Source organism: Orrella dioscoreae (assembly GCF_900089455.2).
GTDB lineage: Bacteria > Pseudomonadota > Gammaproteobacteria > Burkholderiales > Burkholderiaceae_B > Orrella > Orrella dioscoreae.
In genome coordinates this window covers 184,956-205,390 of record NZ_LT907988.1, presented here as the reverse complement: position 1 = coordinate 205,390, position 20,435 = coordinate 184,956, and the positions used below count along the sequence as shown (strand labels likewise).

16 protein-coding genes are annotated in these 20,435 nt (G+C 69.5%); 9 read left to right on the top strand and 7 right to left on the bottom strand.

The features are described 5' to 3' along the window. Positions 1-21: 21 nt before the first annotated feature. Both ODI_RS01000 and ODI_RS00995 read right to left on the bottom strand, forming a co-directional pair. Entirely contained in the window at positions 22-2,577 is a 2,556-nt protein-coding gene (locus tag ODI_RS01000) for a GDYXXLXY domain-containing protein (protein WP_067755063.1), read from the bottom strand. Between the two features lie 119 nt (positions 2,578-2,696). Beyond that, a complete protein-coding gene (locus tag ODI_RS00995; RefSeq protein WP_067755088.1) occupies positions 2,697-3,479 on the bottom strand; it encodes a class II aldolase/adducin family protein in 783 nt (260 codons plus the stop codon). Between the two features lie 153 nt (positions 3,480-3,632). On the opposite strand from ODI_RS00995, the gene ODI_RS00990 reads away from it, so the two are divergent. The 3 genes from ODI_RS00990 (at position 3,633) to ODI_RS00980 (ending at position 8,801) form a co-directional block, all read left to right on the top strand. Continuing rightward, positions 3,633-4,574, top strand: a complete 942-nt coding sequence (locus tag ODI_RS00990; protein ID WP_067755060.1) for a LysR substrate-binding domain-containing protein — start codon at positions 3,633-3,635, stop codon at positions 4,572-4,574. A 42-nt stretch (positions 4,575-4,616) separates the two neighbouring features. Further along, positions 4,617-7,322, top strand: coding sequence for a DNA topoisomerase III (locus ODI_RS00985; protein WP_067755057.1), 2,706 nt, complete (start codon positions 4,617-4,619; stop codon positions 7,320-7,322). A gap of 147 nt (positions 7,323-7,469) precedes the next feature. After that, on the top strand, positions 7,470-8,801 hold the full coding sequence (locus ODI_RS00980; RefSeq protein WP_067755054.1) for an aspartate aminotransferase family protein: 1,332 nt from the start codon (positions 7,470-7,472) through the stop codon (positions 8,799-8,801). A 49-nt stretch (positions 8,802-8,850) separates the two neighbouring features. Here the strand turns inward: ODI_RS00980 and pdxR are convergent, their stop codons facing one another. Continuing rightward, positions 8,851-10,335, bottom strand: coding sequence for a MocR-like pyridoxine biosynthesis transcription factor PdxR (gene pdxR, locus ODI_RS00975; RefSeq protein ID WP_067755051.1), 1,485 nt, complete (start codon positions 10,333-10,335; stop codon positions 8,851-8,853). A 201-nt stretch (positions 10,336-10,536) separates the two neighbouring features. Between pdxR and ODI_RS00970 the strand changes: the two genes are divergently transcribed. The 5 genes from ODI_RS00970 (at position 10,537) to ODI_RS00950 (ending at position 14,320) form a co-directional block, all read left to right on the top strand. Next, positions 10,537-11,409: a transporter substrate-binding domain-containing protein gene (locus ODI_RS00970; RefSeq protein WP_067755048.1), complete on the top strand. Its 873-nt coding sequence runs from the start codon at positions 10,537-10,539 to the stop codon at positions 11,407-11,409. A 13-nt stretch (positions 11,410-11,422) separates the two neighbouring features. After that, the gene (locus tag ODI_RS00965) at positions 11,423-12,064 is read left to right on the top strand and encodes an amino acid ABC transporter permease (RefSeq protein WP_067755045.1); all 642 of its coding nucleotides are present in this window, start codon (positions 11,423-11,425) and stop codon (positions 12,062-12,064) included. A gap of 14 nt (positions 12,065-12,078) precedes the next feature. Then, complete coding sequence (locus tag ODI_RS00960; protein WP_067755042.1) at positions 12,079-12,744, top strand: amino acid ABC transporter permease; 666 nt, start codon at positions 12,079-12,081, stop codon at positions 12,742-12,744. Continuing rightward, the gene (locus ODI_RS00955; protein ID WP_067755040.1) at positions 12,737-13,495 is read left to right on the top strand and encodes an amino acid ABC transporter ATP-binding protein; all 759 of its coding nucleotides are present in this window, start codon (positions 12,737-12,739) and stop codon (positions 13,493-13,495) included. Before ODI_RS00960 ends, ODI_RS00955 begins: the two co-directional genes overlap by 8 nt. Before the next feature lie 63 nt (positions 13,496-13,558). Next, on the top strand, positions 13,559-14,320 hold the full coding sequence (locus ODI_RS00950; protein ID WP_067755038.1) for an SDR family NAD(P)-dependent oxidoreductase: 762 nt from the start codon (positions 13,559-13,561) through the stop codon (positions 14,318-14,320). Positions 14,321-14,368: 48 nt separating this feature from the next. Here the strand turns inward: ODI_RS00950 and ODI_RS00945 are convergent, their stop codons facing one another. The 3 genes from ODI_RS00945 to ODI_RS00935 form a co-directional block, all read right to left on the bottom strand. Then, positions 14,369-15,355, bottom strand: coding sequence for a Bug family tripartite tricarboxylate transporter substrate binding protein (locus ODI_RS00945; RefSeq protein WP_067755035.1), 987 nt, complete (start codon positions 15,353-15,355; stop codon positions 14,369-14,371). A 64-nt stretch (positions 15,356-15,419) separates the two neighbouring features. Continuing rightward, the gene (locus ODI_RS00940; protein WP_067755032.1) at positions 15,420-16,376 is read right to left on the bottom strand and encodes a 2-hydroxyacid dehydrogenase; all 957 of its coding nucleotides are present in this window, start codon (positions 16,374-16,376) and stop codon (positions 15,420-15,422) included. Between the two features lie 19 nt (positions 16,377-16,395). Next, a complete protein-coding gene (locus ODI_RS00935) occupies positions 16,396-17,601 on the bottom strand; it encodes a mandelate racemase/muconate lactonizing enzyme family protein (RefSeq protein ID WP_067755030.1) in 1,206 nt (401 codons plus the stop codon). A gap of 171 nt (positions 17,602-17,772) precedes the next feature. Here ODI_RS00935 and ODI_RS00930 point away from each other — a divergent pair, with 171 nt between their 5' ends. Further along, on the top strand, positions 17,773-18,468 hold the full coding sequence (locus tag ODI_RS00930; protein ID WP_067755027.1) for a FadR/GntR family transcriptional regulator: 696 nt from the start codon (positions 17,773-17,775) through the stop codon (positions 18,466-18,468). A 4-nt stretch (positions 18,469-18,472) separates the two neighbouring features. Here the strand turns inward: ODI_RS00930 and ilvB are convergent, their stop codons facing one another. Next, positions 18,473-20,347 (bottom strand): biosynthetic-type acetolactate synthase large subunit, encoded by a 1,875-nt coding sequence (gene ilvB, locus ODI_RS00925; RefSeq protein ID WP_067755024.1) that lies wholly within the window; start codon positions 20,345-20,347, stop codon positions 18,473-18,475. Between the last annotated feature and the right edge of the window lie 88 nt (positions 20,348-20,435).

The following is a 20,435-nucleotide window of genomic DNA, read 5'->3' as shown; positions in this document are numbered from 1 at the left end:
GCCCGCCAGGCTTCGATCCGCTTACAGCGGCTGGCCCTCGGCATCCAGCAGCCGCAACAAGAGGCCGGTGCCGCCGTCGTTGACGCGGAACTCACCGAAGCGCGCGGCCTCGTAGCGTTCCGCCTGGCCTTCGGCGAAGAAATAGGCATTGGTCACGATGTGCACCTGCCCCGCGCGCTTGCGGTAACGCAGCGCGATCTCGTCCTGCGCGCGCGGCCGTGGCTCGCCCTGCACGCGCTGCAGGCGCGCCACGCCCTGCTCGTCGTGCCGCAGCACCAGGTAGCCGTCGGCCGGCACCTCGACCACCGGCGCGTCCGCCGGCGCGCCGGGCGGACGCAGTTGCCGCAGCTGATCGGCCACCTCGAAGTTCAAGGCCATGTAGTCGCCCTGCATCAGGCTGCGCGGGTCCACCGGCGCCAGGGCCAGGCGCAGCACCTGGCCTTGCGCCAGGATGCGCTCGTTGCGCCAGACACTGGTGTTGGCCACGCCCAGCGCGGCGGCCAGGCCCAGGGTGATGACGGCCAGGCGCCAGGCCGGGCCTCGCGGCGCGGCCGCCTGCCTGGCGGGCGCGTCCGGCTCGGCGCGACGCCGGGCCGCGCGCGCCCCCCAGGCTGCCGCGACGTAGAGAACCCATGCCAGCCCGCCGGCCAGCGCCAGCCACAGGCTCTTGTCCAGCAAGGGCACCTGCAGCTGGTAGTAATAGCGCAACAGGTACCCCAGGCCGCCCAGCACGCCCAGCCCCGTCAGCAAGGGTCGCCGCAACGCCTGGCCCAGCAGCAACCACGCCAGCGCGAACGCCACGCCCGGCGACGGCATCCACAGCAGCGACAAGCCCAGCACGCCCACGCAGGCGCCCAGGCGCCAACCGGGCCCGGCGCGCGATGCGCCAGGCGCATGGCCCGGCAGCCCGGGCGCACTGGCCCAGGCCATGCAGAACACGGGCAGCAACACCGTCGCGGCCAGTGCCAGGGCTGCCGGCGTATACAGCGACCACAGCGCGGGCCAGCCCGTCAGCGGCACGCCGCCGGCCAACCAGACACCCGCCTGCGCCACCAGGGCCCAGGCCCAGGCCAATGGCGTCCAGCGCTGCCTGGCAGCCGGCCCCGTGGCTGCGGCAAGGAACGCCAGCGCCGCGCCCCAGGCCAGGATCGCGGTCGGCATCAGCGAGGTCTGGAAGACATCCCCCGCGGGCGAAAACAGGATCCGCAGCAGGAGGTCCGACTGCTGGTGCACGGCCAGCGAGCCCCCGATGACCGCGACGCCCATCCCGATGCCCGTGAGCAGGCGCAGGACCCGCTCCGCGGCCAGCGCATAGAGGATCGCGGCGAAGCCGAAGCACACCGCCCACACCCGCGCATCGGACGCCGCGTCCTCCAGCACCGCCACGGCGGCCATGCCCAGGCCTGTCAAACTGAGGGCGATCGCCATCTGGCGCGGGAAGACCGGCAAGCGCTTCAGCCGCAGCACCCCCGCGCCCGCCAAGGCCAGCACGATGCCAGGCCACAGCAGGTCCGAAGGTTCGTCGATCCCGCGCAGGAATGCCGTCGTGACCAGCAGCATCAAGGCTGCCAGCCACGCCGCGCCCGCCAGCAGCACCTGCACATACCAGGGTGGACTGCCATCCGCCGCGACCGCGGGCGGCTGGGCCGCGTCCGTCCGGGCCGGCGTCTTGCCGTGCCCGGCCTGCAGCAACCGCGCCACCAGCCACGCTTCGGTCAGGATCAGTCCCGCCATGACGGGCAGGGCGATCAAGCCGTCGATGCCGTCGAACAGCCAGTCGCCCGCCCAGCGCAGCGACACCGTCATGAAGGCGGCGGCCACCATCGCCAGCACCACCCGGTCGTTGCGGACACGGTAGAACCAGAATGACAGGCTGATCAGCAGCCACACGAAGACGACGTGCAGCAAATCGAGCTTCATGGGGCTGATCATCACGCTGAAGCCCAGCGAGGCCAGGGTGAGCGCCGCCAGCACGCGCACGCCCCATTTGGCGCGCGTGGCGCCGCGCATCAGCATGATTTCCCAGATGGCCAGCGCGATCAGGTTGCAGGCCCCCGCCACCATGCCCCCCAGGGGCGTGTCGAAAACGGTCATCCACGCGAGCGGCGTCAGTTCGGCCAGCCCGAACATCAGCGCGACATTGCCCACCAGCAGGCACAGCATCCACGGCGCCGCCCCGCCTGCCAGGCCCCAGGGCACCAGCAGCACCGCCCACCAGGCAAAGAGCTGCCAGGTGTCGGCGCCGGTCTGGTAGGTTTGCCCGATGAGCGCCAGCAAGGCGCCCAGCGCGATGCCGCCCAGCACCAGCGCGGCGACCAGGGCGGGCCGGGGCTGGCCCGCGCCGTCGCGGCGGCCCAGCGCCAGGGCAATCAGCCCGCACAGCACGACAATGGCCTGGGCGCCGGCGAGACGCGCCCACACGGGCATGGCGGGCCAGTTGGCCGCCACCGCGCACACCAGGGCGCTGCCCAGCAGCGCCACGGCCAGGCCGAGCGCGAGCCGGGCCACGGGGCGGCGCCAGTCCGCCACGCCCGGGAAGACGTCAGAGGGGTCGGCGGGCGAGGCGGTATCGGTCATGCGGCGGGGCTCCAGGCAGGCCGGACGATTGCCGGCCTGGGTCGAAAGTCCCGATTATGGACCGCGATGCGTCCCCCAGGGGTCACGCATGGCAACAGCGCGCATCCGCGCCCCGGCGATCAGGCGTCGTAGCCCGGATTGCGGCGGTCCAGCCGGCGCAGCAGCGCGGGCCAGGCCAAGGCAGCCTTGGCGGCACGGTCCGCCTTCGATTCGCGGCGGGCGCCGTCCAGGATCTCCTGGGGAATCTCCAGCAACTCGGCGCCGCCCGACTGCGCGCGCACCTGCACCATGCAGGCGGCCTCCAGCCGGTGCATGGCCTGGAAGGCGTCGGCCATGCTGGCACCCACGGTCAGGAGGCCATGGTTGCGCAGGATCATGTAATTGTTCTCGCCCAGGTCGCGCACCAGGCGCGGCTGCTCTTCCGGATTCAGCGCGAAGCCTTCGTAGCCGTGGTACGACAGCTGGCCCAGCACGATGTAGGCGAACTGCGAGATCGGCAGCAGGCCGTCGCGCTGGGCCGCCACCGCCGCGCCGTTGATGGAGTGCGTATGCAGCACGCACATGGCGTCGGCGCGCGCGGCATGGATACAGCTGTGGATGGTGAAGCCGGCAGGGTTGATGTCGTAGTCCGACGCCATCACCTTGTTGCCCTGCAGGTCGATCTTCACCAGGCTCGAGGCGGTGATCTCGTCGAAGGTCATGCCGTAGGGGTTGATCAGGAAGTGTTCGGTGCCCGGCACCTTGGCGGTGACATGGGTGAAGATCAGGTCGTCCCAGTTGAACAGCGCAACCAGGCGATAGAGCGCCGCCAGGTCGACGCGGGCCTGCCATTCCTCCGGGCTGACCTGTTCGCGGACGGAGGGCGTACGAGACGGCGTGACGATCTGTGCGGAAAAACTCATGAAGACCTCGGCGAGGAAATTGGGGGTCAGGCTGGACCGCACACTGCCTTTCGGAGAGTTTCCATGGTGGAATGGCGGCCTGTGCTGTTATGGTAGAAAGTTGCCGCCCCCGGACAAACCGGGAAAATCTCATCACGCTGATGAGTTTTACGAATGTTCCTGCGCAAGCTCACCCCGTCCATGCCCCAGCTGCTGGCCTTCGAGGCCGCGGCGCGCCATGGCAATTTCACGGCCGCCGCCCGCGAACTGCACCTGACGCAGAGCGCGGTCAGCCGCCACATCCAGGAGCTGGAATCCTCGCTGCAGGCCGACCTGTTCGAGCGTGCCGGCAGGCGCGTGACGCTGACGCCCGAGGGGCTGCGCTATGCCCGCGAGATCGCCGGCGCCCTGGCGCGCATCCGCAGCGCCAGCATGGAGGTCTACGAGGCCCGGGCCCGCGCCGGCGCGCTGCAGCTGGCCGTCGTGCCCATCTTCGGCTCGAAGTGGCTGATGCCGCGCCTGGGGGCGTTCCACGCCCGGCACCCGGACGTGCTGGTCAACGTGCATTCACGCATCGGCGAGATCGACGCCGCGCTGTCCGGCATGGACGCCTATATTGCAATCGGGGATGGCCATTGGCCACAATGGGTCTCGCACCACCTGCTGGACGCCCCGGCCGTGGTCATCGCCAGCCCGGCGCTGCTGCGCAGGCTGCCCGTGGAAAAACCCGCCGACCTGATCCGGCACCCCTTGTTGCAGATCACCGGGCACGTCCCCGGCTGGCGCGAATGCCTGCTGGCCAACGGCCTGGACCCGCGGCAGGTCACCATGGGCTCGCGCTTCGAGTACACGGCCCACCTCATCCAGGCCGTGGTGGGCGGGATGGGCCTGGGGCTGGTCGCCAATATGTTTGTCCAGGAAGAACTTCGGGCGGGCAGCCTTGTCATTCCAGGCATCGCCGGCTTCACGCCGCCCGTGAAGCGCTATTACCTGCTTTACCCGCCCGATCGGGCCGAGCTGCCCACCCTGCAGACCTTCAAGACGTGGCTGCTGGAAGCGGCGGCGGATGCGTCGATCCGGCCCCTTGACTTGCAAGCCCCGAAACTCCGCACTTAATATCCGCGCTGACGCGGCGATCTCAGTCGCCACAGGAACCGCATGACTAAAACGCTGATTATTGCCGAGAAGCCCTCCGTCGCACTGGACATCTCCCGTGCCCTGGGCGGCTTCGCGCGCGAGGGAGACTACTTCGAGAGCGACCGCTACGTGCTGGCCTCCAGCATCGGGCACCTGCTCGGGCTGGTCGCGCCGAACGACCCGGTCAAGGGCAAGTGGAGCTTCACCCACCTGCCGGTCATCCCGCCCGAGTTCGAACTCGGGCCGGCGGACAAGCGCTCGGCCGAAAGGCTGAAGCTGCTGGTGCGGCTCATCAAGCGCAAGGATGTCGACAGCCTCATCAACGCCTGCGACGCGGGACGTGAAGGCGAACTGATCTTCCGCTATATCGCGCAATACGCCGGCACCAAGAAGCCCGTCCAGCGCCTATGGCTGCAGTCCATGACGCAGCAGGCCATCCGCGACGCCTTCCAGAACCTGCGTGACGACGAAGCCCTGCAACCGCTGGAAGCCGCCGCGCGCTCGCGCGCCGAGGCGGACTGGCTGGTGGGCATCAACGGCACGCGCGCCATGACCGCCTTCAACAGCAAGGACGGCGGCTTCTTCAAGACGCCGGTGGGCCGCGTGCAGACGCCCACGCTGGCCATCGTGGCCGAGCGCGAGGAACGCATCCGCCGCTTCGTGTCGCGCGACTACTGGGAAGTGCGCGCCAGCTTCGTGGCGGCGGGCGGCCTCTATGAAGGCCGCTGGTACGACCCCGACTTCAAGAAGGACGAACGCGATCCCGAGAAGCGCGATTCGCGCCTCTGGTCGCAGGCCGCCGCCCAGAGCGTGGTGGCCGCCTGTCGCGAACAGCCGGGCACCGTCACCGAGGAATCCAAGCCTTCGACGCAGATGTCGCCCGGGCTCTTCGACCTGACCTCGCTGCAGCGCGAGGCCAACGGGCGTTTCGGCTTCTCCGCCAAGACCACCCTGTCGCTGGCCCAGTCGTTGTACGAACGCCACAAGGCGCTGACCTATCCGCGTACCGACTCGCGCTACCTGCCCGAGGACTACCTCAGCACCGTGCAGGAAACCATGCAGGCGCTGGCCCAGGGTGAATCGTCCGCCGTCTCGGGCCTGCGCACGCATGCGGCCCGGGTAGTGCAGCAAGGCTGGGTCAAGCCCAACCGCCGCATCTTCGACAACAAGAAGGTCTCGGATCACTTTGCCATCATCCCGACGCTGCAGGTGCCGCGCGAGCTGAGCGAGGCCGAGGCCAAGCTCTATGACCTGGTGGTCAAGCGCTTCCTGGCCGTCTTCTTCCCGCCCGCCGAGTTCCGCGTCACCACGCGCGACACGCTGGTCAACGGCCATCACTTCAAGACCGAAGGCAAGGTGCTGGTGTCGCCGGGCTGGCTCGCCATCTATGGCCGCGAAGCCCAGGGCGACGATGCCAACCTGGTCCCGGTGGCCGAAGGCGAGACCGTGCGCACGGAGGACGTCGAGTCCGTGCCGCTGCAGACCAAGCCGCCAGCGCGCTATTCCGAAGCCACGCTGCTGTCCGCCATGGAAGGCGCGGGCAAGCTGGTGGAAGACGAAGAGCTGCGCGAGGCCATGTCCGAGCGCGGCCTGGGCACGCCTGCCACGCGCGCGGCCATCATCGAAGGCCTGCTGAACGAAGGCTACCTGCGCCGCGAAGGCCGCGAGCTGATCCCCTCGGCCAAGGCCCGCCAGCTGATGACGCTGCTGTCCGGCCTGGACGTGGCCGAACTCACCTCGCCCGAACTGACGGGCGAGTGGGAGCACAAGCTCAAGCAGATCGAACAGCGCCAGCTGGACCGTGCCGCGTTCATGCGCGAGATCGCGCAGATGACGCAGGTCATCGTGAAGCGCGCCAAGGAATACGACCGCGACACCGTGCCGGGCGACTACGCGACCCTGACCACGCCCTGCCCCAAGTGCGGCGGCGTGGTGAAGGAAAACTACCGCCGCTTCGCCTGCACGCAGTGCGACTTCTCCATCGGCAAGCACCCGGGCGGCCGCACCTTCGAACTGCCCGAGGTCGAGGAGCTGCTGGCCAAGCGCGAGATCGGTCCGCTGCAGGGCTTCATCAGCAAGATGGGCCGCCCCTTCGCCGCCATCCTGAAGCTGGACGGCGAGCAGAAACTCGCCTTCGACTTCGGCCAGAACGACGAAGAGAACAACGAGCCGGTCGACTTCTCGCAACTCACACCGCTGGGGCCCTGCCCCAAGTGCGGCAGCCGGGTGTTCGAGCACGGCATGAGCTTCATCTGCGAGAAATCCGTCGGCCCGCAACGCAACTGCGACTTCCGTTCCGGCAAGGTCATCCTGCAGCAGGAGATCTCGCAGGCACAGATGGAAAAGCTGCTGGGCCCGGACGGCAAGACCGACCTGCTCGACGGCTTCGTCTCCAGCCGCACCAACCGCAAGTTCAAGGCCTTCCTGACGCGCCAGAAGGACGGCAAGATCGGCTTCGAGTTCGAGCCGCGTCCGGAAAAGCCCGGCCGCAAGACGGCCACGAAGACCGCGGCCAAGACGGCGGCGGGCGAAGCGGCACCGGCCAAGAAGGCCCCCGCCAGGAAGGCCGCCGCGAAGAAAGCGCCGGCCAAGAAAGCGGCGGCGAAGAAGGCCACCAAGACCGCAAGCAAGACCGCCACCAAGACAGCGGCCAAGAAGGCGGTGAAGAAAGCCGCCGCCAAGACCGCCGGCGCCCCCGCGCCGGACACGCCGGCCTGGGACGACTGACCGCCAGGCTGACGCCGCGCACGGGACAGGACACCACGCGCCTGGCCCGCGCGCGGCGGTCAACTGGCTCTATGGCGCGTGCCCGCCCCCTGTCTATAGTGGCCGCTATCCCGGCAGGCCGCCGGCGCAATAACGGACAGAGGCACCATGAAGCAATTCGACGGCATCACGAACCAGCACGTGCGCGAGCTGGACAAGCGCCACGTCTTCCACTCCTGGTCGGCCCAGGCCAAGCTCGATCCGCTCGCCTTCGCCAGCGGCGCGGGCTGCCTGCTGTGGGACTACGAAGGCCGTGAATACCTGGACTTCAGCAGCCAGCTGATCAACACCAACGTGGGCCACCAGCATCCCAGGGTGGTGCGCGCCATCCAGGAGCAGGCCGCGCAGCTCTGCACCATCGCCCCGGCGGCCGCCAACCTGGCACGCGGCGAAGCGGCGCAGCGCATCCTGGCCCGCGCGCCGCGCGGCTTCGAGAAGGTCTTCTTCACCAACGGCGGCGCCGACGCCAACGAGAACGCCATCCGCATGGCCCGCCAGGTCACCGGCCGCGACAAGGTGCTGTCCGCCTACCGCTCGTACCACGGCAACACCGGCGCGGCCATCGTCGCCACCGGCGACCCGCGCCGCGTGCCGAACGAATACGCGCGCGGCCACGTGCATTTCTTCAATCCCTATCTGTACCGCAGCGAATTCCACGCACGCGACGAGGACGAGGAGTGCGAGCGCGCCCTGCGCCACCTGCGCCGGGTCATCGAATGCGAAGGCGGCGGGGCCATCGCCGCCATCCTGCTGGAGTCCGTGCCGGGCACGGCCGGCGTGCTGGTGCCGCCGCGCGACTACCTGAAGGGCGTGCGCGCGCTGGCCGACGAGTTCGGCGCGCTGCTGATCATGGACGAGGTCATGGTGGGTTTCGGGCGCACCGGCGCCTGGTTCGCGTTCGAGCATTTCGACGTGACGCCCGATCTCATCACCTTCGCCAAGGGCGTGAACTCGGGCTACGTGCCGGCGGGCGGCGTCATCGTGCCCGAGCGCATCTGCGCCTATTTCGCCGAGCGCGTCTTCCCCGGCGGCCTGACCTACTCGGGCCATCCGCTGGCCATGGCCGCCATCGTCGCCACGCTGGACGCCATGCAGGAAGAGGACATGGTCGGCAACGCGCAGCGCATCGGCCGGGACGTGCTGGGCCCCGGCCTGCGGGCCCTGGGCGCGCGCCACGCGGCCATCGGCGAGGTGCGCGGCATGGGCCTCTTCTGGGCGCTGGAGCTGGTCGCCAACGCCGATACGCGCGCGCCCATCTCGGCGACCCACGCGGCTGCCATCAAGGCCGAGTGCCTGGCGCGCGGCCTGCTCGCCTTCTTCGTCGAGAACCGCGTCCACGTGGCGCCGCCCTGCCTCGTCACGGCGCAACAGGTGGACGATGCGCTGTCGCGCCTGGACGATGCGTTCACGGCGGTGTTCGGCAGCGCGACGGGCGCGTAACGCCCGCATCCTCAGCCATCGTGCGCCACGAGGCCGCGCTTGCGCGGCCTCATATCCTTTCCATCACCTCCGCCAGCAGCGACACGCCCGGTTCGATCCGGTCCTCGGCGATCGCCTGGAAGCCCAGCCGGAAATGCTGGTCCTGCGGCGCGTCTTCAAAGAAATGCCGGAAGCCCGGCTCGATCATCACGCTGCGGCGCGAAGCCGCCCAGGCCAGCTTCTGCGTGTTGACGCCCGCCGGCGCATTCAGCCAGAACGCCGCCGCGCCGGCGCCGTCGGCATAGCCGCAGGCGCCCAGGTGGCGGTCGATGGCCCGCCCCAGCACGTCGCGCTTGCGCGCCTGCGCGTCGCGGAAGCGCCGCAGGTGCGCATCGTAGTCGCCCTGGGCCAGGAAGATCGCCAGCATGCGCTGGTTGTTCAAGGGCGGGTGGCGGTACATCAACCGGCGCAGCGCGCGCAGTTCACGCACCAATTCCTCGTCAGCCACCAGGTAGCCCAGCCGCAGGCCGGGCGCCAGGCACTTGGACAGGCTGCTCAGGTAGATCACCCGGCCATGCGCATCATCGGCCTTCAGGGCCGGCGGCGGATGGTTGGACAGGTCGAGGTCGGCATCGTAGTCATCCTCGATCAGCACCTGGTCATGGCGGTGCACCTGGCTCCACAACCGCGTGCGCCGGGCGGCGCTCATCGTCACGCCGGTGGGGACCTGGTGGCTGGGCATCGCATAGACGTAGTCGCAGCGGGCCAGGCGCTCGTCGATGACGATGCCCTCTTCGTCCACGCCATGCAAGGAGACGTCCGCCTCCTGCATGCCGAAGATGTTCCAGGCATCGCGAAAGCCCGGGCTTTCGATGCCCACGCGCACGCCCGGTCCCATGAGCAGCATGGCCAACAGGGACAGGGCGTTCTGTGAGCCCAGCGTCACCAGGATTTCGCCCGGCGCCGCGCGGATGCCGCGCTTGGGCAGCACGCGCGTGCGCAGCTGCTCGATCAGTTCCGGATCGTCCTGGTCCATGGCGTCGCCCAGCCACGTGGTGTCGCGCCCGGCGCGCAGCAGTTCGCGCGAGGCGCGGCGCCAGGCCTGCAGGGGAAAGGTGCCCGGGTCGGCCTGGCCATAGACGAAAGGATAGTCATACTGGCGCCAGTTGCTGGGCCGCAGGACGCCCTGGCGCAGGCTGGGCTGGCGTTGCAGGCGCTTGCTCCAGCTTGGTTCATGGCCGCCCGCGTGCGCCCCAGGTCGGGGCATCGCCGCCTCGCGCGCTGGCTCGGGCGCCGCGCCGCGCCGGTAATCCGGGTGCAGGTAATAGCCGCTGCGGGGCCGGCTCTGCAGATAGCCCTTGTCCAGCAGGCTTTCATAGACCAATGCCACCGTATTGCGTGAGACGGCCAGTTGCTGCGACAGCTGGCGGCACGACGGCAAAGGCTCGTCGGGCGGGAAGATGCCATGCAGGATGGCGTGCACCAACGACTCGCGCAACTGCTCCTGCAGGCCGCGCTCATGCCTGAAGTCGAGATGGAAGTAGTGCTCGATCATGGGTCCGCCCTTCGTCCGATCCGCAATGCACGACAGACATCAAGCAAGAACCAGGCCAGCCCGCAGCTGGCCAGCGCACTGGCGCCAACTGTCCCTATCGGCCCGCCAAACGCCGACCCTAAGATGGCCCGGACCCTGGCAGCAACCAGGGCACGCCGCCCGAGCTGGCGCGCGACACCAACATCAGACAGGGGAAGCACCATGCGCACCATCACCGACATCCGGCATGCCGCCGTCCGCGCCGCGCTGGCCATCACGCTGGGCCTGGCCGCGGTCTTGCCCGCCCAGGCCGATCTGGCTGACATCGAGAAGCGCGGCCACATGACCGTCGCCACCGAGGACGACTACGCACCCTTCAACTTCATCGCCGACGGCAAGCCCTCGGGCTTCCACGCCGACCTGCTGCAGGACCTGAAGGCCTATGCCAAGGTCGACGTGCGCCAGGAGATCCTGCCGTGGACGGGCCTGCTGGCCGCCGTGTCCGGCGGCAAGTACGACCTGGCCTACACCGGCGCGCTGATCACCGACGAACGCCTGCGCGTCTTCGACTTCGCGCCGCCCTTTGCCTCGGCGCAGCACTTCTACGTGAAGCGCGCGGGCGACAAGCGCCTGGGCGAGGTCGCCACGCTCAGCGGCAAGTCGGTGGGCGTGCAGGCCGGCAGCGCCATCCTGGCGCGCCTGCCCGAACTGGAGAAGATGCTGGCCGCCAGCGGCGGCAAGCTGGGCGAGGTCGTGCAGTACCAGTCCTATCCCGAAGCCTATGCCGACCTGGCCAACGGCCGGCTGGACTACGTCATCAACGGCATCGTCTCGGTCAACGACCTGGTCAAGGCGCGTCCCAAGGTTTTCGAGAAAGGCGTGGCGGTATCCGGCGACGGCTTCGCGGCCTGGCCCATTCCCAAGAACAATCCCGCGCTGCTGGCCTACATGGCAGGCTTCATGAAGCACGTGCGCGACAGCGGCCGCCTGGCCGAACTGCAGAAGAAGTGGTTCGGCGACGCCTTCCCCAATCTGCCCGCCGAGCCCATCACGACGGTCGAGCAGTTCCACACGCTGGCAGGCCTGAAGCCCTGAAGGACGGCGGCTCATGGATGCGCAAGCGTGGCGGATGCTGCTTGACGGCGCATGGGTGACGGCCTGGATCTCGGGCCTGTCCATCGCCCTGGGCGTGGTGATCGGACTGGGCATGGCGCTGCTGCGCCTGGCCCGGATACCGGTAGTGGATACGCTGCTCGCCACCTGGATCAGCCTGTCGCGTGCCACGCCGCTGGTTACCCTGGTGCTCTTCCTGTTCCTGGCCGCGCCGTCGCTGGGCTGGACGCCGGCACGCGAGTGGATCGCGGTGGCGGCATTGACGATCAACACCTCGGCCTTCAACGCCGAAGTGTGGCGCGCCGCCTTCCGTGCCTTCTCGCGCGAGCAGCGCGAAGCGGCGCTGGCCTGCGGCATGCGGCCCGGCCAGATCCTGCGGCGCATCATGCTGCCGCAGATGGCCATCAGCAGCCTGCCCGGCCTCGTCAACGAGATGTCCTTCCTGGTGAAGGGCAGTCCCGCCATCGCCATCATCGGCCTGGTGGACCTCAGCCGCGTCACCAACCGCATCGCCGCGGTCACGTATGAGCCCCTGCCGCCCATCCTGGCCGCGGCGGCCATCTACATGCTGCTGATCGCCCTGTTGCTGAAGCTGCAATCCATTGCCGAACGGCGCGCCCAGCGCCTGGCGATGTAAGGCAAGGAGCGCGCATGGAAACCTGGTCCATCGTCTGGGAAGCCCGCGACACGTTCGTGGCGGGCTTCACCACGACCATCGTGCTCTTCCTGCTGTCGGGCATCGCAGCCAGCCTGCTGGGCTGCTTCCTGGTCTACGGCCTGGAAGGCCCCGCCAACCCGGCGCGGCGGCTGCTGGTGGCCTTCATCAACGGCATGCGCATGCTGCCCTTCCTGATCTTCGCCTACCTGCTGTATTACGGCCTGCCCACCTTCGGGCTGCGGCTCACGGCGTGGCAGGCCGGGCTGGTGGGCCTGTCCGTCTATCACGGCGCCTACATCGCGGAGATCCTGCGCGGCGCGCGCCTGGTGCTGCCGCCCGGCCCGCTGGAAGCCGCCATCGCGCACGGCTACCGGCGCGGTCCCGCCTTCCTGCGCATCGTGCTGCCGCAACTCGTCATGCGCTCGCGCGGCGTCCTGGGCAACCAGTTCATCATGTGCCTGAAGGACACCTCCTTCCTCAGCATCATCACCGTGGCCGAACTGACCGCGGCCGCCAATGCCGTGCAGTCGCGCTACTTCATCCCGGTGGAGGCCTTCGTGGTCGCCATCGGCCTGTACTGGGCCATCGGCCTTGCCATCGAAGCGGCCGTGCGCGCGGCGCGCCGCCCCGGCATCCAGCGAGGAATCGAGCATGACTGAAACGCCCGCGGTCAGCCTGCGCAACATCTCCAAGAGCTTCGACGGCTACGAGGTGCTGCGCGACATCAACCTCACCGTGAAGCGCGGCGACGTGGTCAGCGTGCTGGGTTCATCCGGCTCCGGCAAATCCACGCTGCTGCGTTGCGTGAACTGGCTGGAGCAGCCCGACCGCGGCGAGGTCCGCGTGGCCGGCCAGCGCATGGGCCTGAGCGAAGCGGGCAAGCCCATGAACGCGCGCCAGCTCGCCGCCGCGCGCGCGCGCACCGGCATGGTGTTCCAGGGCTTCAACCTGTGGCCGCACTTCACCGTGCTGCAGAACGTCACGGAGGTCCCGATCCACGTGCAGGGCATGCCCCGCGCCCAGGCGCGCGAGAAGGCGCAGGCGCTGCTGCAGAAGGTGGGCCTGGCCGACAAGGCGAACCAGTATCCGCACACGCTGTCGGGCGGCCAGAAGCAGCGCGTGGCCATCGCGCGCGTGCTTGCCATCGAGCCCGAGGTGCTGCTGTTCGACGAGCCGACCTCCGCCCTGGACCCCGAACGCGTGGGCGAGGTGCTCAACGTCATGCGCGATCTGTCGGCCGATGGGTATACGATGATCGTCGTCACGCACGAAATGGATTTCGCCCGCGCCGTCTCCAGTCAGGTCGTGTTCCTGGAGCGGGGCAAGATCATCGAGCAAGGCGATCCGGAAACCTTCTTCACGCGCCCCAGCACGGAACGCGTGCAGCGGTTCCTGGAGCGCCGCGACTGAACCCGCCGGGCCCGCGGCAGCACGGCCCGCGATCCGCCATCCCCTAACGCAAGGACCCCATCCATGAAGCAAGTCGTTTTCATCACCGGCGCCACCTCGGGCTTCGGACGCGCCACCGCGCGCCGCTTCGCGCAGGCCGGCTGGTCGCTGGTGCTGACGGGCCGCCGCACGGACCGCCTGGAAGAGCTCAAGGCCGAGCTCTCGCCCAAGGTGCCCGTGCACATCGCCACGCTGGACGTGCGCGATGCCGCCGCCGTGCAGGCCGTGGTCGATGCCCTGCCTGAAGATTTCCGCCCGGTGAAGTCGCTCATCAACAATGCCGGCCTGGCGCTGGCGCCGCAGCCCTCGCAATCGGTGGCGCTGGATGACTGGCACACCATGATCGACACCAACATCACCGGCCTGGTCAACGTGACCCACGCCCTGCTGCCGCTGCTGCTGAAGGCCGGTCCGGGCGCCAGCATCGTCAACATCGGCTCGGTGGCCGGCCAGTGGCCCTATCCGGGCGGCCACGTCTATGGCGCCTCGAAGGCCTTCGTGCAGCAGTTCTCGTACAACCTGCGCTGCGACCTCATCAAGACCGGCGTGCGCGTCACCGACATCGCCCCGGGCATGGCCGAGACCGAGTTCTCGCTGGTGCGCAACAAGGGCGACCAGGCGGCCGCCGACAAGGTCTATGCCGGCACCACGGCCATGTCGGCGGAGGACATCGCCGAGCAGATCCACTACGTGGCAGCGCTGCCCGCGCACCTGAACATCAACCGCCTGGAGATCATGCCCGTGCGCCAGGCATGGTCGAATTTCGCCGTGGACCGCGACGCCTGATGCCGCGCCGCGCGGGATGCGTCCGGCAGCCCGCGTCCGCCGGCCGGGTCACTCCAGCTTGATGGTGTTGTCGCGCACGACCTTCGCCCAGTAATCGGTCTGCTCGCGCAGCCAGTCCGCGAACTCGGCGGGCGTCTTCTCCACCGGCTCGGAGCCCAGCTCCGCCAGCCGCGCCCGCACATCGGGCCGGGCCACGATGCGGGCGATGTCGGCGTGGATCTTCGCCACGATGTCCGGCGGCGTGCCGGCAGGCGCCAGCAGGCCCTGCCAGGAACCCGTCACGAAACCCGGCACACTTTCGGCCAGCGTCGGCGTGTCGGGTATCGGCGCGTACCGCTCCGGGCTGGCCACGCCCACCAGCTTGATGTTGCCGCTTTTCACCAGCGGATAGGTCGCCAGGAAGCTGTTGATGGCGGCGTCGATCTGTCCGCCCGCCAGGTCGGACAGCACCTGCGAGCCGCCCTTGTAGCCCACGTAGTTCCAGGTGAACGCCTTGCGCTGCGCCAGCAGCACGCCCGCCAGGTGCGTGATGGCGCCCGGCGTGACGCCCAGGTTCAGCTTGCCCGGATTTGCCTTGGCATAGGCCACCAGCGCCTCCACGTTGCTGACCGGCAGGTCCTTGCGCACCACCAGGATGTGCGGCGAGTAGGCCACGATGGAGACCGGCGCCAGGTCCCTCGTGGGGCTGTACTGCAGCGTGTACAGGCTGGGCGAGATCGCCAGGCTGCCCTGATCCATCAGCAGCAGGGTGTGGCCGTCGGGCTCGGCCTTGGCCACCACCATCGCGCCGATGTTGCCGTTGGCCCCCGCGCGGTTTTCCACCACCACGGGCTGTCCCCACTCGTCGCCCAGCTTCTGCGCGATGAGGCGCGCCACCACGTCGGACGCCCCGCCCGCCGGATTGGGCACCACGATGCGCACGGGCTTGGCCGGGTAGTCCGGCGCGGCCTGCGCGGCGCCCAGGGGCAGGGCCAGCGCCGCGCCCAGCGCGGCCAGGCTCGTCAGCCGGCAGGCGCCGGCAATCAAGGTCTTCATCACGTTGTCTCCTTGCTGTTATCGCTTTGATGTGATCGGAATGAAGCGCGGGATGGCGATGGCGTCAGCGCGGCGGCACCACCACGTTCAAGGGTTCCAGCCCGGCGGCGAGCCGCTTGATGTTCTCGGCGATGAACGCATATCGCCGCGCCAGCAGGCCTGGCGTCATGGCCGAGATGTGCGGCGTGGCGCGCACATTGGGCAGCGCATGCAGCGGGTGGTGCGCGGGCGCCACCGAGGCCTGGCCAGGCTTGGGGTAGCGGTACCAGACGTCCAGCACCGCGCGGCCCAGCCGGCCCGAACGCAGCGCCTCGTACAAGGCGGCCTCGTCCACGACCTCTGCGCGAGCGACATTGACCAGCAGCGCATCGCGGGGCAGCCGCGCCAGCGCGGCAGCGTCGATGAGCCCGCGCGTGTTCTCGTCCAGCGGGCAGCACAGCACCAGGATGTCGCTGCGCGGCAGCACCTCGGCCAGGCGGCTGACGGGCACGCTCTGGTCCACGCCATCGGCGGGCCCCAGCTGGCCCCGCCGCGTCACCGCCACCACGCGCATGTCCAGCGCCCGCGCGCGGCGCGCCACCTCGCGGCCGATGTGGCCATGGCCCACCAGCGTCACCGTGCGGCCCGCGGCCTCGCCGTGGATGGGACGCGCGGCATAGACGGCGGGCCAGGCGGTTTCATCCAGCAGCGGCGGCAGCTTCCACAGCGCCAGCACGTGCTCGAGGATGGCGTGGATCGTGAACTCCGCGATGGGCACTTCGTGGCCGTGCACGTTCGCGACCGTGCAGCCGGGCGGCAAGGCATCGGCCGCGATCTGCTCGGTACCCGCGCCCGGCACCTGCAGCAGGCGGCAGCGCAGGCTTGCGGCCTGCGCCGCGTCCACCGCATTGGTGACGACCACGTCCGCCGCCTCGCCCGTGGCGGGAAAGGACGGCATGCCCTGCACGCGATAGGCCTCTCCCAGCAAAGCCTGCAGGCGGGGCGCGTTGGGGGCATGCAGCCCCACGATATGAATCAGCATGGTGGTTTCCGTGACGGGTTCAGGCCTGGACGCGTGATTCACGCGTGACGAGGCTGGGTTGGGCGCGCAGGGACGGATGCAATGCCGTGCCCAGGCCAGGTGCCTCGGGCGCCAGCGCGTGTCCATCGCGCAGCACGGGCAGGTGCGTGACGAGGTCCTGGTACCAGGTGGCCAGCGACGCGCGCACCACCTCCTGGTAGATGGCGGTGGAGGCGTGCAAGGCCATGTGCAGGCCGGCCATCAGCGTGACGGGGCCGGTGCAGTCGTGCGGCGCCAGGGGCTTGGCATAGGCCTGCGCCAGCGCCGCGATCTTGCGCCCTTCCGTGATGCCGCCGCACCAGGCAAGGTCCAGCATCACCACGTCCAGCGCATCTTCCGCCAGCAGGTCGCGGAAGGCACGCACGCCCGCCAGCGTCTCGCTGCCGCACACCGGCACGCGCGTGCGGGCGCGCAGGTCGCGCAAGGCGCGGGCGTCGTCCATCTTGCTGATCGGATCCTCGACCCAGAAGACGCCGTAGTCCTCCAGGGCCTGGCAGATCCGCTGGGCCGCATGCGTGCCCCACAGGCTGTGCAGTTCGCACATCACCTCGATGCGGTCGCCCACCGCCTGGCGCACGCGCGCAAACGGCGCCAGGCCTGTCTTCAGGTCCGCCAGGCCGATCGTCTGCCCGCCCGAGGCCGCCGCATAGGTATCGAAAGGCCAGATCTTCATGGCGCGGTAGCCTTCCGCCACCAGGCTCTCGGCCAGCGCGCCGGCATCGCGCATGAAGGCGACCTGGTCGTCATAGGGACCGGCGCTGGCGTCCTTCGCGCCGATGTCGCGCCGCACGCCGCCCGAGTTGTAGGCATACCCCGCGCAGGTGTTGTAGACAGGCACGGTGACCCGCGCGCCGCCGCCCAGCGCCACGTACAGCGGCACCCCCTGGCGCTGTCCCGCCAGGTCCCACAGGGCGATGTCGATGGCGCTGGCAGCGCGGATTTCCGCGCCCGAGCCGTTGAAGCCGACGTACGGATTCAGCAGGTGGCGCGAGACCGCCTCGATGTGGGTGGCATCGCGCCCCAGCAACCACGGCGCGATCTCCTCGTGCAGCACCGTTTCCACGGCTGCGGCGCCGCGGAAGGTCTCGCCCAGGCCGACGCGCCCGTCCTCGGTTTCCAGCTCGACCCAGACGAGGCCGGGTCGTTCGGGCAGGCGCAAGGTGCGCAGGCAGGTGATGGCGGGCATGGGGAGCACTCCGTGGCGGTGGCGTCGGCGCGGATGCGCCGTTGCGAGGCATCTTCCGGCGGCCCCCCAGGGGTGTCAATATTTGTACGGATGGATGGAAAAATAATCCCCATGCTGTAATACAGCCTTGCTGGCGAAGGCCAATTCCGCCCTTCGCGCCCGGAGCCTGCCATGCCCCTGACCCAAGGTGATCGCCTGCTGAGCGATACCGTCTACGACGCGCTGCTGGCGCTGCTGGACACACCGGGCTTCACGCCGCAGTCGCGGCTGCCCGGCGAGATCGCGCTGGCCGAACGTTTCGGCGTGTCGCGGCCCGTGCTGCGCCAGGCCTTGGCGCGGCTGCGCATGGAAGGCCGTATCCAGACCCGCAAGGGCTCGGGCAATTTCGTGTGCGACCCGCGCAGCGGCCCGCCCGCGGTGACGTTCGGCGCGCTCACCAGCATCCCCGATATCCGCGATTTCCTGGAATTCCGATGCAGCCTGGAAGGCGAGATCGCCGCGCACGCGGCGCGCCAGCACACCGCCAAGGACCTGGCGCGCATCCGGCGCCAGCGGCGCCTGTTCGAGGAAGCCTTGCGCCGTGGCGACAGCGGCATCGAGGAAGACATCGCGTTCCACGCCGCCATCACCGATGCCAGCGCGAACCGCTACTTCGCCATGACGATGGCCGCGCTGGATACGCAGACCCGTTTCAGCATCAACCTGGTCAGGGGCCTCTCCAGTCCCGAGAACCGCGAGCGCCGGCATGCCGATGTGTGCCGCGAGCACGAAGCCATCGAGGCCGCCATTGCCGCGCGCGATCCGGATGCCTCGCGGCGCGCCATGGCGCACCACCTGCGGGGCGGCATCGCCAGGTTGTTCGGCTAGCGGCCTAGCCTTGCGCGCCCTCTTCTTCGTACCAGACGTCGCGCGCCAGCATGATGCGGTCATGGCCCGCGCCGGCAGGGATCATGGGGAAGCAGTTCTCCTGCGCCGCCACCACCACGTCCAGGAAATACGGACCGTCCCAGGCCAGGCATTCCGCCAGCGCGGCGGCTAGCTGGTCCGGATGCTCGACGCGACCCGCGCCCCAGCCGAAGGCGCGCGCCAGCGCGACGAAGTCGGGCAGGGATTCGTTGTAGCTGTGGCTCAGCCGCCCGCCGTGGATGAGTTCCTGCCACTGCCGCACCATGCCCATGTAGCCGTTGTTGCACAGCACGACCTTCACCGGCGTGCCGTGCTGGCGCGCGGTGGAGAGTTCCTGGATGTTCATCAGCACCGACGCATCGCCGCTCACGCACACCACGGTGCGGTCCGGATGCGCGATCTGCGCGCCCAGCGCCGCGGGCAGGCCATAACCCATCGTGCCCGCGCCGCCCGAGGTCAACCAGCGGTTGGGACGGTCGAAGCGCAGGTATTGCGCGGCCCACATCTGGTGCTGGCCCACGTCGGTGGAGACGATGGCGTCGCGCCCGGCCAGCGCGCCATTCAACGCCTGCATCAGGTGCTGCGGCAGGATGCGCTCTGCCTCGGGCTGGAACCCCAGGCAGTCTCGCGCGCGCCAGCGGGCAATGCGCGCCCACCAGGGGTTCAGGCGTGCCAGCGGCAAGGCGCCGTGGCTGGCGAGCTCATCGCGCAAGGCGGACACCAGCGGCAGGCAGTCCCCCACCATCGCCACGTCCACCCGCACCACCTTGTTGATGGAAGTCGGGTCGATGTCCAGGTGGATCTTGTGCGCATGCGGACAGAAGGACGACAGCTTGCCCGTGATGCGGTCGTCGAAGCGCGCGCCCACGCACACCACCAGGTCGGCCTCGTGCATGGCAAGGTTGGCTTCCAGCGTGCCGTGCATGCCCAGCATGCCGACGAATTGCGGATCGGAGGCCGGATAGGCGCCCAGGCCCATCAGGGTCAACGTGCACGGCGCCCCCACGTCGCGCACCAGCGCGGCGAACGCCTCGCAGGCCTCTGGGCCGGCATTGACCAGGCCGCCACCGCCATAGAACACCGGCCGGCGGGCCTGGCGGATCAGCGACACCGCGCGCCGCACGGCTGCCGTCGGCACCTTGGGCGCGGCCCGGCGCGCCAGGCGCTCGGCGCGCGCGCGCGCATTGATCGCCGCGCGCGTGGCAGCCACGTCGTCGTGATCCTCCACCGCGCCCCGCAGGCTGCCGCGCGCCGGCACCGCCAGTTGCACGTCCTTGGGCAGGTCGACCAGCACCGGACCGGGACGGCCCTGGCGGGTCAGTTCGAACGCCCGGCTCACCACGTCGGCCACGTCCTCGGCGGATTGCACCTGCGTGTTCCACTTGGTGATGGAACGCGAGATCCCCAGCGCGTCGCACTCCTGGAAGGCATCCGTGCCGATGGCGGTGGTGGCCACCTGGCCACTGACGCACAGCACGGGGATGGAGTCGCACAGCGCATCCAGCAGGCCCGAGGTCGTGTTGGCCATGCCCGGGCCGGACGTCACGAACACCACGCCCGTGCGGCCCGTGGACCGCGCATAGCCCTCCGCCGCATGGACGGCCGCCTGCTCGTGGCGCACCAGCACATGGCGCAGGCGCGGCTCGGTATGCAGCGCGTCATACAGGGGCAGGACGGCCCCGCCGGGATAGCCGAACACGGTGTCCACGCCATGGGCAATCAGCGTATCCAGCAGGATCTGCGCGCCATTGCGCGGCGCGGCGGCGCGCACGGGGGCGGACGCATCGCGGTGGGAATCCGCCAGGGCGGCCAGGGCATCGGGGTGTAGGCGATCGTTCATGAAAACAGGATAGGCCGGATCGCAGGGAATATTTCTCCTATTTTCTGCTCCTCAGCCGGAATAGCGGTAAATTATTCTTCAAATCATC

Bases quoted from the DNA above. Each gene is read 5' to 3' on its own strand.
- ODI_RS01000 (WP_067755063.1), bottom strand. From the start codon at position 2,577: ATGACCGATACCGCCTCGCCCGCCGACCCCTCTGACGTCTTCCCGGGC.
- ODI_RS00980 (WP_067755054.1), top strand. From the start codon at position 7,470: ATGAAGCAATTCGACGGCATCACGAACCAGCACGTGCGCGAGCTGGAC.
- pdxR (WP_067755051.1), bottom strand. From the start codon at position 10,335: ATGATCGAGCACTACTTCCATCTCGACTTCAGGCATGAGCGCGGCCTG.
- ODI_RS00990 (WP_067755060.1), top strand. From the start codon at position 3,633: ATGTTCCTGCGCAAGCTCACCCCGTCCATGCCCCAGCTGCTGGCCTTC.
- ODI_RS00940 (WP_067755032.1), bottom strand. From the start codon at position 16,376: ATGCTGATTCATATCGTGGGGCTGCATGCCCCCAACGCGCCCCGCCTG.
- ODI_RS00960 (WP_067755042.1), top strand. From the start codon at position 12,079: ATGGAAACCTGGTCCATCGTCTGGGAAGCCCGCGACACGTTCGTGGCG.
- ODI_RS00955 (WP_067755040.1), top strand. From the start codon at position 12,737: ATGACTGAAACGCCCGCGGTCAGCCTGCGCAACATCTCCAAGAGCTTC.
- ODI_RS00965 (WP_067755045.1), top strand. From the start codon at position 11,423: ATGGATGCGCAAGCGTGGCGGATGCTGCTTGACGGCGCATGGGTGACG.
- ODI_RS00970 (WP_067755048.1), top strand. From the start codon at position 10,537: ATGCGCACCATCACCGACATCCGGCATGCCGCCGTCCGCGCCGCGCTG.
- ODI_RS00995 (WP_067755088.1), bottom strand. From the start codon at position 3,479: ATGAGTTTTTCCGCACAGATCGTCACGCCGTCTCGTACGCCCTCCGTC.
- ODI_RS00945 (WP_067755035.1), bottom strand. From the start codon at position 15,355: ATGAAGACCTTGATTGCCGGCGCCTGCCGGCTGACGAGCCTGGCCGCG.
- ODI_RS00930 (WP_067755027.1), top strand. From the start codon at position 17,773: ATGCCCCTGACCCAAGGTGATCGCCTGCTGAGCGATACCGTCTACGAC.
- ilvB (WP_067755024.1), bottom strand. From the start codon at position 20,347: ATGAACGATCGCCTACACCCCGATGCCCTGGCCGCCCTGGCGGATTCC.
- ODI_RS00935 (WP_067755030.1), bottom strand. From the start codon at position 17,601: ATGCCCGCCATCACCTGCCTGCGCACCTTGCGCCTGCCCGAACGACCC.
- ODI_RS00985 (WP_067755057.1), top strand. From the start codon at position 4,617: ATGACTAAAACGCTGATTATTGCCGAGAAGCCCTCCGTCGCACTGGAC.
- ODI_RS00950 (WP_067755038.1), top strand. From the start codon at position 13,559: ATGAAGCAAGTCGTTTTCATCACCGGCGCCACCTCGGGCTTCGGACGC.